The organism is Enterococcus sp. M-BR2, assembly GCF_056612775.1.
The window spans coordinates 1,206,975-1,222,750 of record NZ_CM152743.1 but is presented as its reverse complement, the minus strand read 5'-3'; the positions used below and the strand labels follow the sequence as shown (position 1 = coordinate 1,222,750).

Below are 15,776 nucleotides of genomic sequence, written 5' to 3'. Positions count from 1 at the left end.
AATGGCTCAAATTGGGATTTATGAAAAAGCATTACCCAAAGATATTTCATGGAAAGAACGTTTTTCCCTTTCTTAATTGTCAAATTAAGTTAGACAGATCATCAATACTTACGTAACTCAAAAATACTTCCAAAGGTGTTCGATAATCCAGTGATTTTCTAGGAATATTATTTCGTTTAGATGCGACAGATTGAATAAAAAATTCATCTACTGAATTGAAATCCATAGATTTCAATAAACCATCTCTACGTAACAATCCGTTAGAATTCTCGTTTAGGCCTCTTTGAGACGGCGTTCCTGGATCAGCGAAATAAATGGCAATATCATTGACATTACTGATCTGTTTCCAATTTGAAAATTCCTTTCCACAATCAAAAGTGATGGATTTGAATAGGTTTTTCGGTACAGATTCAAACCATTGATTTAATTTTTTTTCAATATCAATCGCTTGTCTACCACACGGTTTCAATGTGATGATAACTTTTGATAATCGTTCAACTAAGGTAATTACAGCACTTTTATGTTTCAGACCTACGATAGTGTCACCTTCAAGGTGACCAAACTCATTTGAGAATTGGCTATAATCCTTTTCACGTTCATGAATAGAGCGGCGGAAAGTTTGTTTTCCACGTCTTTCTTGATGTCCATTCGGTTTACGCTTGCCTTTCATCGGTAAGTCAGAAGAATCAAATAGCCCCTTTTTGAACATACGATAAATGGTACGAGCAGAACAACTAATAGGAAACGCTGCACGACCAACAATCACATCGGGTGTCCATCCTTGAACAACCTTTCTTTGAATATATTCTGATTGTTCCTCGGGTAAAACAAGCGGACGTCTACCACAGTTTGATTTGTTTTTCTTATACTGTTGATAATATTCTAAGGCTGATTTTCCTTGCTTGAAGAACAGATATACTTTATGGATCGTTTGTCTTGAACGATTCAAGCAATGGGCAGTTTTAGCAACAGATTGATTAATTTTGAAATAAGACTCTATTATTACAAGTTCATCCGTTGTAAGATGGGTATAGGTCATTTGTACTCACTCCTTATAATTCTTTGGTCGGAACTATTTTGAGTGTAGCACAAATGACTTTTTTAGTTGTCTAGCTTAATTTTACAATCGGCGCTTGTAAAAGAAATGGACTTCGATTTTATCGGGATGTCGATTGATGAGACGGATGAGCGGTTAGCACGATTAGATTGGTCTGAAAAAAAGATAGCTGAGCTGAGAGAAGAGATGTTTAGCTCTGGAGTACGTATCCATTCGATTTGTTTAAGTGCGCATCGGCGATTTCCGTTTGGTTCTGCTGATCCAGAAAAGAAAAAAGCAGCGAAACAACTAATGAAAAAAGCAATCCATTTGGCGCATAATTTAAGCGTCAAAGTAATCCAAATAGCTGGATATGACGTTTATTATGAAGAGAAATCAATGAATTCCAGAGAAGACTTTATCGAAGGAATAAAAGAAAGTGTAAAGGAAGCCTCTAAATATGGCATCATTCTTTCCGTGGAAATCATGGATGACCCATTTATGAACTCCATTTCAAAATTTTTAGAAATCAAAGAACAGATTCGTTCCCCTTTTCTACAAGTATATCCAGACCTAGGCAATTTGTCCGCATGGCCGGAAAATAATCCGGCTCGAGAACTTGAGAAAGGAATCGATTATATCACTGCTATCCACTTAAAAGACACGTATCCTGTAACAAAAGAATATTCAGGACAGTTTCGAGATGTTCCTTTTGGTAACGGATGCGTTGACTTTCTTGGATTATTGAGACATTTGAAACGTCTAGATTATGATGGAACATTCCTGATCGAAATGTGGAGTGAAAAAAGTCAAGATTTTCGAAGAGAAATCCAGCAGGCAAAAGACTACTTAAGTTCTAAATTGAAGGAGGCTGGCTATGATGTCTTGTGAAGAAAAAATTGCAGCAATGAAGCAACGTGTCTTTGAAGCAAATCTGGCATTGCCGCAATACGGATTAGTCAAATTGACTTGGGGCAATGTGAGTGAAGTGGACCGTGAGCTAGGAGTCATCGTTGTTAAGCCAAGCGGTGTCCGATATGAACGCATGCAAGCAGATCAAATGGTTGTAACAGATTTGTCAGGAAATATAATAGAAGAAGACAGCTTAAAACCATCTTCAGATCTGCCTACCCATGTTGTTTTATACAAAGCTTTTGAAGATGTAACTGCTGTTACTCATACTCATTCTACTCACTCTGTCATGTGGGCGCAAGCAGGCAGAGATTTGCCAGCTTATGGCACGACCCATGCTGATGCTTTTTATGGTAAGGTTCCTTGTACACGCCAATTGACGAAAGAAGAAGTAAAAGAAGCTTACGAAGTTCATACAGGGAATGTGATTGTCGAGACATTTAAGGAAAGAAAATTAGAGCCAAACGAAGTCCCTGGAGTACTTGTCTATGGACATGGACCATTCACTTGGGGGCGCTCACCTATAGAAGCAGTAGAAAATAGCCTGATTTTAGATGAAATTTGTTTGATGGCTAAAGAAAACAAGTTGATCAACCCAAATATATGTGAAATCCCACAATATTTGCTAGATAAACATTATTTTCGAAAACACGGAAAGCATGCATACTATGGGCAATAGAGATGCTAGGGTAAGGGTAGAAAATTAAAAGATAATACTTGATAGAGAGAAACAGAGGTTGTGAAGAAAATTTATCACAACCTTTTTTATTTATCAAAAAGGGTGCATTCTAAAAGGAAAGAGGAATTTTAAGGAATCGAGAGAATCTTTACAGGAGAGTTATATGTGATAGATTAAATAGTCAAAGAATTGTATTATTATAGGGAGAATTGTATAAGAAAGGAAGAAAAAAATGAATGTTGATTCCCTTATGATTGATGAGATTTCTGAATTATATAAGAGCGTTGGTTGGACGCATTACACAAAAGACACTGCAAGGTTAGAGAAGGCATTTGAACAATCTGAATCTCTGATAAAGCGTAATGGAGAAGGGAAGATTATCGGAGTCGTTCGTTGGATCACTGATTGTGCGACGATCGCATTTATTCAAGATATCCTCATTCATCCGAGGTATCAGCGCCAAGGAATAGGAAAAGCACTTTTGAATGAAGTTTTGGAGAAGATCACCAGTTATGGACCAGTCCAAATCGAATTATTGACAGATGATACTGAGAAAACAAAAAAATTTTATGAATCAGTAGGGTTTGTTCAAGTAAAAGAAATGGATGCTGTTTCTTATATAAAGGATACTAGAAGATAAGAGGGACTTTTTGGTAATGGCAAATACTATATATAACGTAAAAAAAAATTGGAGGATAGATTCAAGTATCACTCAATCTATCCTCCATTCCTCGTTTATTTTATTTTTTTATTCACTTCTTTATCAAATACTATTTTTTGTACATTTGGACTAATATAAAAAATGAATACATGATTTTTTTTAAAAGTAAATGCTATACGATAATTTTTTTTATCAATATTGACTTTCATTTCATATATTTCCTTTGCCGAGCGTGTTCATACTGGTTTTATACGAAAAAAATTATGGTCTACATGCTCTATGACTTTTTTAGAAATAGTTTTTTTGTATGCGAGATGTACCTCTTGCGGAAATTGTTCCAATAGTTCACTGTCAAACTCAACAGTATAATCCATATTTTGCTTCCTTTCTATACGGCTTAAAGTGTTGAAATAAGTCATTCATTAGTTTTTGCACTGTTACTTTTCGATGATGGTTACAACCGCTTTGCCGCAAGTCAGTTCTTTTTCCAGCTCGCTCTTTATTTTTATGGCACATGATTTGGAAAAAGGAGCTGCTTCTTTCCATGAACCAAGTAAAGGATATTCGTTACTGATACCTTTCACATATTGTTTGTTTTTGACACCTTTTGTTTTTACTTCTACATAATACATTTGATCATCTTCTTTCTTGCTGTTTTTAGTTCATATTCAAATATATGTAAGCGAAAATGATTATGTATCTATATCTTTATGATAAATAAAAAGAATCAATTTAAAAGTTTTTTTCACTCGATATAACTAATTTGAATAATACATATAATAAAAAGCTATTGTTCTTAAAATATAAATAGTATATAAAAAGAGAGGCTGGGACAGAAGCGTTTAACTCCAAGAAATAAGAAGGAATTCATGAAAATTGCTTTTCAAATTTTTGTGAATTTCAGCTTATTTCCGAAGGATTTGCTTCTGCTTCCGCCGTTTATACGTGTTTAGAGCGTGAAACAAAAGTGTTCTTTTACTTTTGTCCCACGCTCTTTCAATGATGTTTATAACTAACGTAATAAAAACCTGAAACAAAAATAGCTCCGCCAATGATATTTCCAATATAAACAGGGATAAAATTCGAGAGAAATTCTAACCAAGTCGCTTGACCTTCAAATATGGCAGCAGGTATCACAAAACAGTTGGCCACACTATGTTGGAAACCGATTGCCACAAAAATCATGACTGGAAACCAAATCGTTAATACTTTGCCGGCCGCATCTTTTGCCCCATATGATAACCATAATGCTAAACCAACAAACCAATTACAACCTATTCCAGACCCTAATGCTTGCCACCAAGAAACAGCGATTTTATGATCAGCAATATGGATCACTTGGTCGAGATAGACACCTGAATGAGTTAAACCAACAAAATGTCCAAAGAAGTAGGCTACGAAAATTGCCCCAATAATATTTGCAAAAGTAATCACTGACCAATTCTTAACTAGCTGTGAGAATGTGACTTTTTTATCCATAAAGGCAATCGCCACAGCCATCATATTTCCGGTGATCAATTCACCACCGCCAAGAAGGATGACCAGCAGACCGATAGGGAAAACCGAGGCACCAACTAAACTAGTCAAGCTAGCCATAGATTCTGGGATAGAAGCAGAGACCCGTACGTATGCCAAATAACCTAGAGAAATCATGGCTCCTCCGATAAACCCTAAAATCAGTTTAGCTAAGATAGGTTTCTGTATTTTTTTTGCTCCAAGATGAATACTGATTTCCATAATTTCTTCTGGTGTGTGCATGATACTTCGACGCCTACTTTCTTAATGAATTTTCATGTGATAAAGTATAGTGAAAAAATTCACATTTTTCTTGTTGATTATATCATCTTATTATTTATATGTGCATATTATTGTAAAAATTTTTATTTAATCACATTGGATTCTAAAAAAGAAACAAAAATAAAAGTTATGTATATGGTGGTCAAAAAGTAAATAATATCAGTTATCAAATTTCCTGTAAATTTTCTTGAAATTATAGTATATTATTACTTTAAAACAATCTACATTTTTTATAAAAAAGGAAATGAATAACTGAAAAAATTATTATAGGAGAGAAAAAATATCACCATAATTGGTTTAGGGTTATCTGCATATTTATTTACAGAATTTGTTTATAGACATGTGAATTTATTTGCATAATCTTTATTCGCATTATATGAATCAAATTCCTCAATCGTCAGAGAACTTGCTAATTTAATGATAGCCTTGCTGTTTACTCCCGCGTTGAGGGTCATAACTATTTTGGTCTGTTTAGTGCTCTTATTTTTCGTTAATAAAAAGAAATAACGTAGTATTTCAAAAGACAAAGAAGCGGGATGATGATTGCTATAGTATGTTATACGTGGTGCTAGGTAAGTGAGAATAAACAAAAAAACTGTAGAACAAAGAAATTTTTTTCTTTGTCTACAGTCTGAGGTGGTGACATATCTTTGTCACCACCTTTTTTTGTCGCACAAATAATTAATCGGATATTTTATGTTCATGTTTTTTGTGTTCAACGAGTATTGATAGGGAAAAGATACATTTTAGATACTTTTAACTGTTAATTTACAAAACAAGGTGAAATGAATAGAAAAATGAAAAAATAGATACGGAAGAATATGTTTGATTAAAAAATGCCATGAAGAGAAGGAAGTTGATGATACATGAAAAAAATATATTCAAAGGAAATCGATTGTTTTAGAGGCATAGCTGTTTTAGCAGTGATATTTTATCATTTGCCAAATAGTAAGCTACCAGGCGGATTGCAAGGAGTAACGATCTTTTTTGTGGTTTCTGGTTTTTTAATGGCTAAAAATACGATAAGAGATGAAAAAAACAGACAATTCAGTTTTCTACATTTTTACTATAAGCGTATCAAAAGTATTTATCCATTTTTACTGTTTTCTTTGGTCGTATCCATTTTCATACTGGGGATCAGCAACATTCGATTGATAGGAAATATTCGTAGTGAGCTACCTAGTTTGATTTTTGGCTATAACAATTGGTGGCAGCTGAATCAAGGCGTATCTTATTTCGACTCTTACTTTAATGCTTCTTTATTTAAACATTATTGGTCGCTTTCCGTTGAGCTACAATTTTATTTGATTTGGCCATTTTTGTTTATTGTCATTAAACGTATGAGGAGAAAACAAGTGTTTTACTTAATCTATACATTGATTTTTGTTTCTATTCTTTTTAGTTTGTTTTTACCTTCAGCTAAGGCATATTATCATACGGTGGCTAAACTTTTTCCATTTTTATTAGGAGTTTGGGGGTATTTTAATCGAATAACTATTGGCCGTTTCTTTGAACAAAACACTTTTAGTAAAATCTGGCTTTTATTACTAGCTAGTCTTTGTCTGATTCTGTTCCCGATTTTTCCTTATACACTAAATGAACTACTGATCAGTATTTGTTTTGCTTTATTGTTAGCCAGTGTCGATGATGTAAATATTGCAAAAAAAACCAAAATCGCTAGTACAAAACTTTCTTTTGTAGGAAAAATCAGTTATGAGCTTTATTTGGTGCATTTTCCAGTATTGATTGCTCTGACAAATCTATTCAAACATTATCATTTGAAATATTTGGATATCGCAAGTTTATTCACTGTGTTTTTGTGTACATTACTCATGATTACTTTCTTTAGAAAAGGAGTGCAGAAGATGAGATCACCCAAAATTTGGACAGCTATGGCACTAATGATGATCGGAGTTTCTGTACTGGTATTACGTGCTCCAGCCAATCGGTTGACTGCTGACCAAAATCAGTTGCAAAGTTTATTAAAAGAAAATTCTAGTAAAGCAAGTGCAGGAGAAAATCAGTTGTCACAAGAGAAAAAAATATTATTTATCGGAGATTCTGTTATGCTGGGGGCGTATCAGGAACTGAAAGAGACTTTTCCAAAAGAAGCATTGGTAGACGCAAAAGAGTCAAGACAAATCACTGCGTTACCAGAAATCTTAAAGGAGCATAAAGATTTAGTTTCTTACCGACAAATAGTGATCGGGTTAGGAACCAATGGTGTGTTAACAGATGATGCTATAGAACAAACCATGTCTTTGCTCAAAGATAAAAAAGTGTACTGGGTAAATATAAAAGCTCCGACTGGCTGGCAAGATACGATAAATGCCACATTAGCTAAATTGCCAAATCAGTATTCTAATATAACGATGATCGATTGGTATAGTGAAAGTAAAAACCATCCTGAGTTTTTTTATGATGATGAAACCCATTTGAATGAAAGTGGACGTACAGCTTATGCAAAGTATATTGCTTCAGTTATTCAATAAGGTAGTGATTACATGTGTTAACCTTACTTTTTCCTATGAATCAATTTAAATAAAAAATACTTCATATGATAAACGGTGTTTAAGAGGAGGAAATTTTTAATATTCGTGGTAAAAAAGAGATGATCGAGGTCGTTAACTGAGAGCTTCTTGGAAAGAAATCGCTTTGGATTTATCCTCTTTGTTATACAGAACATGAGCGAGACGACAATACTAGGATGTATGTTCTGATCGAAGTTTTATGGTTACAAGCAATCAGCTTAGATAAAATTAAGGATCGTAGGAACCAAGTAAAGAAGGCTGTTAGTAAAGAAACAAACGATCAAGTATGTTTTATTCTTAAGAAGATGCAGTGAATAAATAATAGTAATATAATGTTAGAAGGGACTGTGACAAAAGACGTGTCACAGCCTTTTTCCTACGATTAGTCAAGTAAAAGGTGCAAGAAAAATAGCTCGTAACGAAAGCGACAAAATCAAGGCACACCAAATAAAGCCCCGTTCGTAAAAAAATTTTCGATCTGGGCAAAGAAGTGGTATACTGTAAGTGGTTTAGTTAATGGTCCACTGAGACCGCGTACGCATAGTCGTACTCTGTATGTGCCCTAACCATAGCGTGCATACATTTCAGAAGCTTGTTCATACAAGCAACTGTGGCAACCTTCTCTTTCTTAGGGATAGGTTGCTTTTTTAATTTGTAGTAATAATCGACAATATGATTAGGAGCTGCGCGTTGCTGGCGAATCATATTTCGAATGGTGAAGAAAATAATTTTCCGTGCTTTGGGATTACCACGCTTATTGATGCGGTTTTGGCCAGTATACTTACCTGAATGATACCGTCGGATGTCGATTCCGACAAAAGCATTCAATTGTTTATGGGTTTTAAATCGTGTGATATCTCCTAATTCACCGAGCAATAAAGCGGCTGTGAGTGCGCCAATCCCAGGGAACGTTTGGTACAACAAAAAGCAAGGAGAGCCTTCGGCTTTTTTGATCATTTGTGTCGCCAGTGCTTCTTTTTGTTCGAGTAAATCTTGGAGAAGTTCGGAGTAATAGATCGTTTTTTGACAGTGGATACTGTCTTTTTCAACAGCTGGATAGGCACACTGTGCATAGTGGATGATTTGATCTGCCTTTTGCTCGGCACGATTCGCGGAGATTTTTTTCCGTGTTTCGTTGATCAGTTTATTTTTTATTTTTGTCCGAGTAGATGCCAATACAAAATCTGGATGGGGAAAAAGACGGATCAATGTCAATGCGTAAGGGGTCAGCCTGTTTGAAAAGAACTGTTCAAGCTCTGGAAAAGTCAATTGAAGGCAGTTGTGTAAATCCATGCGCAGACGAGTGATTTTCTTCTCAATTTCTTGATAAAAACGGGCTAAATCGCGCATCTCTAAGTAAAAATTGCTTTGTACTTCTTTTGGCTGACGTTGATTTTTAAGATGAGTCTGTGCGAGCCGGTGGGCATCCGATTTATCTGTTTTCCAACTGCGTAAGGTGTTTTCTTCCATCTGCTTTTTCGCTTCTAACGGGTTTAACAAACAGTAAGAAAAGTGATGATCTTGAAAGAACTTTTCGACTGGTCTGGAATAAATCCCCGTTGCTTCAAAAACAATCAATGGACGTTCAGGCAAGTGCTGGATCTCTTCGAGTAATGCATGAAATCCTCTTTGAGTGTGTTCGATCTCGTCTTCAAATAAGCAGGTGTCGTCTTTGTATAGGACACTGTAGCTGTGTCCCATTGAAACATCTAATGCAAGAATGTAAGGCATTTGTTTTCCTCCTTTTTAAGTTTTGAAAGAACTTTACTGCTTCATTTCGATTCCAATTTCCTATACACGGGCTCATGGCCCCAACATACGTAAACCTGATTCTAAAATGACAGTAAAGAAGTTCGGTTTTTGATAGGAACTCGTAGTCCTCAAGGCTTTGTTCGAACTTTCTTTCACTCTTCACTATAATCTAAAAATAGAAAATAGAGGAGAACATCATTCGTCAATGATGTTCCCCTCTAATCTTAGTATGTTTTAAATGATTGCTTAAGCATTAAATATCAAAAAATATAGAGTTCAAAATTACTGCACAGATTAGATGAAAAATTTGAACAACAAAAAGTGTATTTTTATACTATAATAGCTTTTGAATTTAGTTACTCTATTCAACAGTTATGCTGTGGACAAGTAAAAGAATAAATAGAGGTGAGAAAATGAATAATTTCAAGAAAAAATTTGTGAGTAGATTTTTAAATATGAAAAATTTTTTTGAAAAAAAGGGAGATTATGATGCATATAATTATGTATTAAATCTAGAAAAGCAAACATATTATACACTACGTAAAAATGATGATAATGATTTTTGGACTATATTACCTAAAATGCTTTCGATTGACTCTAAGCTTTCCCTTTTGGAGGAATTTATTAATTTAGATATTGAAGAATTTTGCGGGGGAAAAGAGTTAATTAATATGATAGAGAGTGATTATCATACCTATTATAAAGAAAGTTGTGGATATAAAGTGGATGAGCAATGTCCACAATCAATTATTTTTTACGTTGAGTAATATGGACTATTAAGCAGGAAAGCAACTAGAAGCTACTGGTTTAGTATTTAAAAATATAAACTATATTGCTAACAATTATTTTCTAGAAGAAATAAAAGAACTAAGAATCAAGATGATGTCTTGACTCTTAGTTCTTTTAATATGGAAAAGATGGATAATGCACTGTTAATTTATGATGCATCATCAAAAAAGTTGGAAGGAGAAGATAGAAATCATTAAATGATTTCTACAGATGGTAAATGAAAAAACAAAATATTAGCAAAAATTTGCCTAAATAGATAGTAACACTTTCTAAATTAAATACAAGCGCATTCATAGAATGTTTATACAAATATCTATGTGTTAAAAATTGGATATGTTCACAATAAATAGGAATTAAAATAACGAATTTACGTTTGTTTTAATTAACAATCAAATTATCTTAATGCAGGAATAAAAAATTAAATTACATATTGTTAATCATTTACATCTCCGTTAATAACTCAAAATGAAAAGATGTTTTTATTTTTATTCTAGCTTAATTTGACAAATCATAAATTGACAGAGCTGAAAAGCTTTTTTGAGTACCATCATTTACAGCTAGTATCCAAAACAAAACTTGGCACTTTTCTTAAAGGCGATGAACAAGAAAAAAGACAGCTCCTTGTTAAGACGCTACGCAATATGCAGAAAGAAGATCCACAAAGTCCTTCGTTGAAAGAATTTTTTGCCAAAGATACGTTAAAAGTCATCCAACATACATTAAAAGAAGTTTTCTATGAAAATCATCTAGAACAACCAGGAGGACTGACTAGTGTAGAGATTCATATCTATTTTATGCTTGAGCGAATGAAACAGTACCAGAAAGTGAAATTAAGTAAAGACGAAAATGAAGTCGTTGAGCATACCCAAGCACAGCAGTTAAGTAGTCAGATCTTAGCAAAGTTAGCTACTATTTACCCAATTGAATTTTCTCCTGATGAAATCAATTATCTGGCTTTACGTATCGCCAATCTTTTTACAAATTCACAAGCAGCCACACGATTTCAAAAGGAATCTAGTACACTTGCTGATCATTTGATTGTACAAGTGGAGCAGTTTTTAGGTTATTCATTGAAAGAAGATCAGTTACTGAAACAAAACTTAAGGTCTCATTTATCTTCGACCTATTTTCGACTCCATTACGGCTTGCAGATTTCTAATCCACTGACGAAAAATGTATTTAGTACGTACACACAACTTTTTTTAGTTTTACAGTTGATTCTAGAAGATTATTTTGAGAAAGAAAATTTTTATGTTCCGCAAGATGAGACAGCTTATTTAACGATCCATTTCCAAGCGGCGATCGAGCGACACAAACATCAGAAAAGTAAAAGATACCAAGCCGTTTTAGTTAGTGAATATTCAAAAGCTATGGCTACTTTTCTTGAAGCACGGCTGAACAGAGAACTTCCGGAATTAACGATTATAGATTTAATTGAATATAAGCCAGAACTAGAGAGGGAAGACTTTCCACCTGTTGATTTTATTTTAGCTACATTACCGTTTAAACATGCAAATATTCCAGTAATCGAGATTTCACCAATGATCACAGAAACTGACCTGGCTTATCTGACAAAATATATGCTGGAACATGTACCTATCAAGAAGAAAAAAACGTTTGATCTAGCAAGCTTTACTCATCCATTTTTGATCTTTCCTCATCTTGAATGGGCTGATCCAGTAGATATTTTAAATTTTATGGGGAATGTCTTAGTAGAACATCATTATGTGGAGCCGGAATTCGTCGATTCTGTCTTGGAACGAGACCGTCACGCCAGTACTAGAGTGGCACCATTTGTAACGATTCCTCACGGTAATCCGCTGTATGTAAAACATTCGATGATTTCTATTGCAACAATGAAAGAACCGATCCTATGGCATGGGGAACAGATACGTATCGTACTGCTGTTAGCAATAAAGAGAAAGGATTTGAAACATGCAGAGTTCAAAAAAATTTTTTCTGTTATTCACTATTTAGAAAAGCAACCAGAACAAATGGCACAGTTGATGCAATCCAATCATCCACTAGAGATTTTAACCTTGTTGTCTAGTTATGAATAAGCAGATATTAAAAAACTGCCTTTATATCTATAATAATTCTATCTATTTATTTAGAAGTAGAAAACTAAATACAAAAAAAAGAGGATGTGGTCAAAGTTGTGTCACATCCTTAAATACAGGTTAGAAACAATCATTTTGAGTCAAAAAACAACGATGGGAAAGACTATTAAAAGAGATTAAGACATGGCAGATGATGAAGGAAGTAGGGGTATAGTAAGCCAATAGGTTTCTTGAATATGATGCGAGAACAATTATTCGTCTTTTAAGAAAAAAAGTAGTAGAATCAGTTCATATTAAAAATAAAAAACCTTCCATTTTTGTAGGGTTGGAGGAGGTCACTACCTTGAAAAAAATCGGCTTTTTAAGCTTTGGACATTGGATGGAGCAAGGATCACTCGTGAAAACAGCTCAAGATGCTTATTTGCAATCAATCGATTTAGCAGTGGAAGCAGAAAAAATTGGAGTAGACGGAGCGTTTTTCCGCGTACATCATTTTGCCCCTCAGATTGGGTCGCCGTTTCCTTTGTTAGCTGCAATCGGCGCAAAGACGAATAAGATCGAAATCGGTACAGGACTTATCGATATGCGCTATGAAAACCCTTATTATATGGCAGAAAATGCCGGATTGACAGATATCATCACGCAAGGAAGAGTGCAACTAGGAGTGGGGCGTGGTTCACCTGAACAAGTCCTAGATGGCTGGAAATACTTTGGTTATGATTACAGTGAAGAAGAAATCAAAGAGGTAACACGGGAACGCACCCTTGAATTCTTGGAATTACTTGAAGGAAAATCATTTGCAGAACCAAATCCTCAACCAATGTTCCCACAAGGATCAGGAAAATTACGGATCGAACCTTATTCAGAAGGATTACGACAAAGAATCTGGTGGGGAGCTGGTTCACAGCAAACGGCAATCTGGGCAGCACAACATGGAATGAATCTGCAATCATCTACATTAGTCAATTACGAATCCCATGAGCCGTTCCATATCCAACAAGCAAACCAATTACGTGCGTATAAAGAAGCGTGGAAGCAAACAAGTCATGATTTTGAACCAAGAACATTGGTCACTCGCTCGATCCAGCCAATCACCACTGATTTGGATCGACGCTTATTTGGACAAGACGGTAGTCCGCAACAAGATGCTGTCGGCTATCTTGCTTATCATCGGAACCCGACGATTTTTGGAAAAACTTTTGTAGGTGAACCTGATCAATTAATCAAGGAGCTAGCTGAAGATGAAGCAATCAAAGAAGCAGACACAGTACTTGTCACGATTCCTAATACTTTGGGGGTAGAATACAACATGCACTTGCTTGAAACAATCGTAAAAGATATCGCTCCAGAATTAGGTTGGCGGTAAAAAGGATATTTCTGTAAGTGCAGGATACTTGAGTGAAAAAATAAACACTTCTAATAATCAGTTTAAAGCAAACTCCAAAAGCTAGACTTGAAAATCTGACTTTTGGAGTTTTTTTGTGAATAAATATATAGATAGGGGTACTTATTTTGGATATTCCATTGAGCAATGAAAATAAGATAAATGAAAAAATTGTTTGTTTATTCATCATTTAGAAAATATTCGATATACTCCGTTTAGTAGATAGAATCGGTTGATATCTGTAGGGTATCATTAGTGTTTTTTACTTTTGTCTCACGCTCTTTTTTGTCTCATTTCATATAAACAATTATTTACTTTGTACTATTTATTTCATTTCTGTGATTTTAATACTTTTTGCTAGATTTTTTACATCAGCTGGAATAACTTTCCCGACTTCTGATTGCTGTGCATTTGACATGCCGCAAGCCATTGCGTACCTTACACATTCTTTTAAAGGATAATTCTGTTCTAATGAATGAGCAAAACCTCCAACAGTGGCATCCCCAGAGCCTGTTGTATTAATGACAGGAATCTTAGGGATCTCAACATTCCAAAATTCTTCTTTTACTTTGACTACTGCACCATACGAGCCGCAAGAAATCATGATAACATCGATATCTTTAAATAAAGGATTTGTTTTTAAATGGTATTTTATATCGCTTTTTTTAGTAATTTTTTGATGGATGATATCTGAAAACTCATGGATATTAGGTTTGATAAACATCGGTTTATACTTACTTGCTAAGACTTCACGGAGATGTTGTCCAGATATATCCATTAATATATAGATGGAAGGATCTATTTGTTCTTTGATATATTGTAATAATTTAGCATACAAAAAGGGGTCTTGATTGTTGACAGAACCATTTATTGTAATGACTGAAAGGTAATTATTTGTGCTGATTTGTTTGATATCATTCATTAATTTTTTGATAGTAGTATCTGCTATTTCAGGACCAGCTTCCACTAGCTCTGTCTGCGTTTCACCATCATGCATGATGGTGACGGCACCTCTTGATTCTTCTGCAATAGGTAAAAAATGCAAATCAAACAAATTTTCATTTTGCAGCATATCTTGAATCATACCGCCAAAATAACCGCCCAAAAACCCCGTTAAAATAACTGATGAACCTAGTAAAGCAGAAGCTCGTCCGCAATTGATTCCCTTGCCGCCTACATACCGTACCGGAGAAGCAAAGCGTGTCATCGTACCTAATTCAAAGTGTTTTGTAAAATAAATGGAATCAATGGATGGGTTCATCGTGATTGTCAGTATCATTTTTTGGCTCCTTTAATATGGTTAAGTATTTTGAATAATGATGGAAATCTTGTTCTGATAAATGATTATCGGTTATTAGATAATCAAAATCGGTTAATTTTCTAAAAGTATAGACATCTGATTTATTTAATTTTGAATAATCTGCAACAATACATTTGATTTTGGCTGCATTGAGCGCTGCATTTTGAATATTTCCCTCAATAAATTGAGCAGTTGTGACATTGTTTTCAAATATTCCATTTGTTGCAGCGAAAGAGATATCGACATTCAAACTTTCAAAAGATCTTTCTGCAACTTCCCCAATGAACTCTTCTGTAATAGGAGAAAATTCGCCACCAGTAAGTAAAATCCGATAACTAGTATGATTCTTCAAATAGTTGAAAGCAATCAAACTATTTGTAATTACAAATAGATTTTTCTTTTGAATGAAAGGAAGTGCATACAGGATTGTTGTACCGGCGCCTACATAAATAGTAGAATTATCCGGAATTATACTGTTCATGACTTGACCAATATATTTTTTTTCGGCTACATTCGTATCAATCTTTTCTTGAGTCGATAGTTCTCGATTATAAGGTTCCTTTCGTTCAACGCCGCCATACAGCTTTTTTACTTTATTTTTTTTTGCTAATTCAGTGACATCTCGGCGTATGGTCATTTCTGATACGCCTAATTTGTTAGCGATTTCTGAATTAGTTAAATAAAAATCTTTCTCTAATAACGTAATGATTCGTTCTTGTCTTTCTTTTTTCAACATATAAATTACTCCTTTAACATAAAAGTCAAGTTTTGTTCGACTTTGTTCTTCTTAATTATATAGATAAACGATTTTATTTTCAAGTAGATCAAATTTAACAAAATAAATTTCTTTTGAAAGCGTTGACAAAACTAACTAA

Annotated in this window: 13 protein-coding genes and 2 pseudogenes; 8 read left to right on the top strand and 7 right to left on the bottom strand. The window is 34.4% G+C overall.

All coding sequences use genetic code 11. The annotated features are described in order from the left end of the window. Position 1: 1 nt before the first annotated feature. Positions 2 to 70: pseudogene (locus tag AC1F25_RS05920) on the top strand (ribulose phosphate epimerase); the annotation flags it as partial. 9 nt (positions 71 to 79) lie between these two features. Here AC1F25_RS05920 and AC1F25_RS05915 read toward each other — a convergent pair. Further along, positions 80 to 1,039 carry an IS30 family transposase gene (locus AC1F25_RS05915; RefSeq protein ID WP_002336308.1) on the bottom strand — a complete coding sequence of 320 codons (960 nt, stop codon included), beginning with the start codon at positions 1,037 to 1,039 and terminating at the stop codon, positions 80 to 82. Between the two features lie 66 nt (positions 1,040 to 1,105). On the opposite strand from AC1F25_RS05915, the gene AC1F25_RS05910 reads away from it, so the two are divergent. The 3 genes from AC1F25_RS05910 to AC1F25_RS05900 all read left to right on the top strand — a co-directional run bounded on the left by AC1F25_RS05910 (position 1,106) and on the right by AC1F25_RS05900 (position 3,267). Further along, positions 1,106 to 1,927, top strand: a complete 822-nt coding sequence (locus AC1F25_RS05910; RefSeq protein ID WP_479994330.1) for an L-ribulose-5-phosphate 3-epimerase — start codon at positions 1,106 to 1,108, stop codon at positions 1,925 to 1,927. Beyond that, complete coding sequence (locus tag AC1F25_RS05905) at positions 1,917 to 2,627, top strand: L-ribulose-5-phosphate 4-epimerase (RefSeq protein ID WP_167779501.1); 711 nt, start codon at positions 1,917 to 1,919, stop codon at positions 2,625 to 2,627. The genes AC1F25_RS05910 and AC1F25_RS05905 overlap by 11 nt, the downstream gene beginning before the upstream one ends. Before the next feature lie 232 nt (positions 2,628 to 2,859). Further along, positions 2,860 to 3,267, top strand: a complete 408-nt coding sequence (locus tag AC1F25_RS05900; protein ID WP_002309676.1) for a GNAT family N-acetyltransferase — start codon at positions 2,860 to 2,862, stop codon at positions 3,265 to 3,267. A gap of 95 nt (positions 3,268 to 3,362) precedes the next feature. Here AC1F25_RS05900 and AC1F25_RS05895 read toward each other — a convergent pair. The 3 genes and pseudogenes from AC1F25_RS05895 to AC1F25_RS05885 form a co-directional block, all read right to left on the bottom strand. Beyond that, positions 3,363 to 3,662, bottom strand: a pseudogene (locus tag AC1F25_RS05895) (hypothetical protein). 63 nt (positions 3,663 to 3,725) lie between these two features. After that, positions 3,726 to 3,920: a hypothetical protein gene (locus AC1F25_RS05890; RefSeq protein WP_431392783.1), complete on the bottom strand. Its 195-nt coding sequence runs from the start codon at positions 3,918 to 3,920 to the stop codon at positions 3,726 to 3,728. A gap of 364 nt (positions 3,921 to 4,284) precedes the next feature. Next, positions 4,285 to 5,046, bottom strand: a complete 762-nt coding sequence (locus AC1F25_RS05885) for a formate/nitrite transporter family protein (RefSeq protein WP_002292451.1) — start codon at positions 5,044 to 5,046, stop codon at positions 4,285 to 4,287. Between the two features lie 905 nt (positions 5,047 to 5,951). Here AC1F25_RS05885 and AC1F25_RS05880 point away from each other — a divergent pair. Beyond that, a complete protein-coding gene (locus AC1F25_RS05880; protein WP_479994329.1) occupies positions 5,952 to 7,577 on the top strand; it encodes an acyltransferase family protein in 1,626 nt (541 codons plus the stop codon). 552 nt (positions 7,578 to 8,129) lie between these two features. On the opposite strand, the gene AC1F25_RS05875 is transcribed toward AC1F25_RS05880, so the two are convergent. Then, positions 8,130 to 9,347: an IS110 family RNA-guided transposase gene (locus AC1F25_RS05875; RefSeq protein ID WP_479994328.1), complete on the bottom strand. Its 1,218-nt coding sequence runs from the start codon at positions 9,345 to 9,347 to the stop codon at positions 8,130 to 8,132. Positions 9,348 to 9,781: 434 nt separating this feature from the next. Here AC1F25_RS05875 and AC1F25_RS05870 point away from each other — a divergent pair, with 434 nt between their 5' ends. From AC1F25_RS05870 to AC1F25_RS05860, 3 genes are all read left to right on the top strand, one after another. Next, entirely contained in the window at positions 9,782 to 10,135 is a 354-nt protein-coding gene (locus tag AC1F25_RS05870) for a DUF7006 family protein (RefSeq protein WP_002309671.1), read from the top strand. 522 nt (positions 10,136 to 10,657) lie between these two features. Further along, positions 10,658 to 12,217, top strand: coding sequence for a BglG family transcription antiterminator (locus AC1F25_RS05865; RefSeq protein WP_479994327.1), 1,560 nt, complete (start codon positions 10,658 to 10,660; stop codon positions 12,215 to 12,217). Positions 12,218 to 12,560: 343 nt separating this feature from the next. Next, positions 12,561 to 13,583, top strand: coding sequence for an LLM class flavin-dependent oxidoreductase (locus tag AC1F25_RS05860; RefSeq protein WP_479994326.1), 1,023 nt, complete (start codon positions 12,561 to 12,563; stop codon positions 13,581 to 13,583). Between the two features lie 343 nt (positions 13,584 to 13,926). Here the strand turns inward: AC1F25_RS05860 and AC1F25_RS05855 are convergent, their stop codons facing one another. Next, on the bottom strand, positions 13,927 to 14,880 hold the full coding sequence (locus AC1F25_RS05855; RefSeq protein ID WP_002309657.1) for a 1-phosphofructokinase family hexose kinase: 954 nt from the start codon (positions 14,878 to 14,880) through the stop codon (positions 13,927 to 13,929). Next, complete coding sequence (locus AC1F25_RS05850; protein ID WP_002309656.1) at positions 14,846 to 15,637, bottom strand: DeoR/GlpR family DNA-binding transcription regulator; 792 nt, start codon at positions 15,635 to 15,637, stop codon at positions 14,846 to 14,848. The genes AC1F25_RS05855 and AC1F25_RS05850 overlap by 35 nt, the downstream gene beginning before the upstream one ends. Between the last annotated feature and the right edge of the window lie 139 nt (positions 15,638 to 15,776).

Excerpts from the sequence above, each read along its gene's own strand:
- AC1F25_RS05880 (WP_479994329.1), top strand. The coding sequence starts at position 5,952 with ATGAAAAAAATATATTCAAAGGAAATCGATTGTTTTAGAGGCATAGCT.
- AC1F25_RS05855 (WP_002309657.1), bottom strand. The coding sequence starts at position 14,880 with ATGATACTGACAATCACGATGAACCCATCCATTGATTCCATTTATTTT.
- AC1F25_RS05885 (WP_002292451.1), bottom strand. The coding sequence starts at position 5,046 with ATGCACACACCAGAAGAAATTATGGAAATCAGTATTCATCTTGGAGCA.
- AC1F25_RS05875 (WP_479994328.1), bottom strand. The coding sequence starts at position 9,347 with ATGCCTTACATTCTTGCATTAGATGTTTCAATGGGACACAGCTACAGT.
- AC1F25_RS05900 (WP_002309676.1), top strand. The coding sequence starts at position 2,860 with ATGAATGTTGATTCCCTTATGATTGATGAGATTTCTGAATTATATAAG.
- AC1F25_RS05915 (WP_002336308.1), bottom strand. The coding sequence starts at position 1,039 with ATGACCTATACCCATCTTACAACGGATGAACTTGTAATAATAGAGTCT.
- AC1F25_RS05905 (WP_167779501.1), top strand. The coding sequence starts at position 1,917 with ATGTCTTGTGAAGAAAAAATTGCAGCAATGAAGCAACGTGTCTTTGAA.
- AC1F25_RS05850 (WP_002309656.1), bottom strand. The coding sequence starts at position 15,637 with ATGTTGAAAAAAGAAAGACAAGAACGAATCATTACGTTATTAGAGAAA.
- AC1F25_RS05870 (WP_002309671.1), top strand. The coding sequence starts at position 9,782 with ATGAATAATTTCAAGAAAAAATTTGTGAGTAGATTTTTAAATATGAAA.
- AC1F25_RS05890 (WP_431392783.1), bottom strand. The coding sequence starts at position 3,920 with ATGTATTATGTAGAAGTAAAAACAAAAGGTGTCAAAAACAAACAATAT.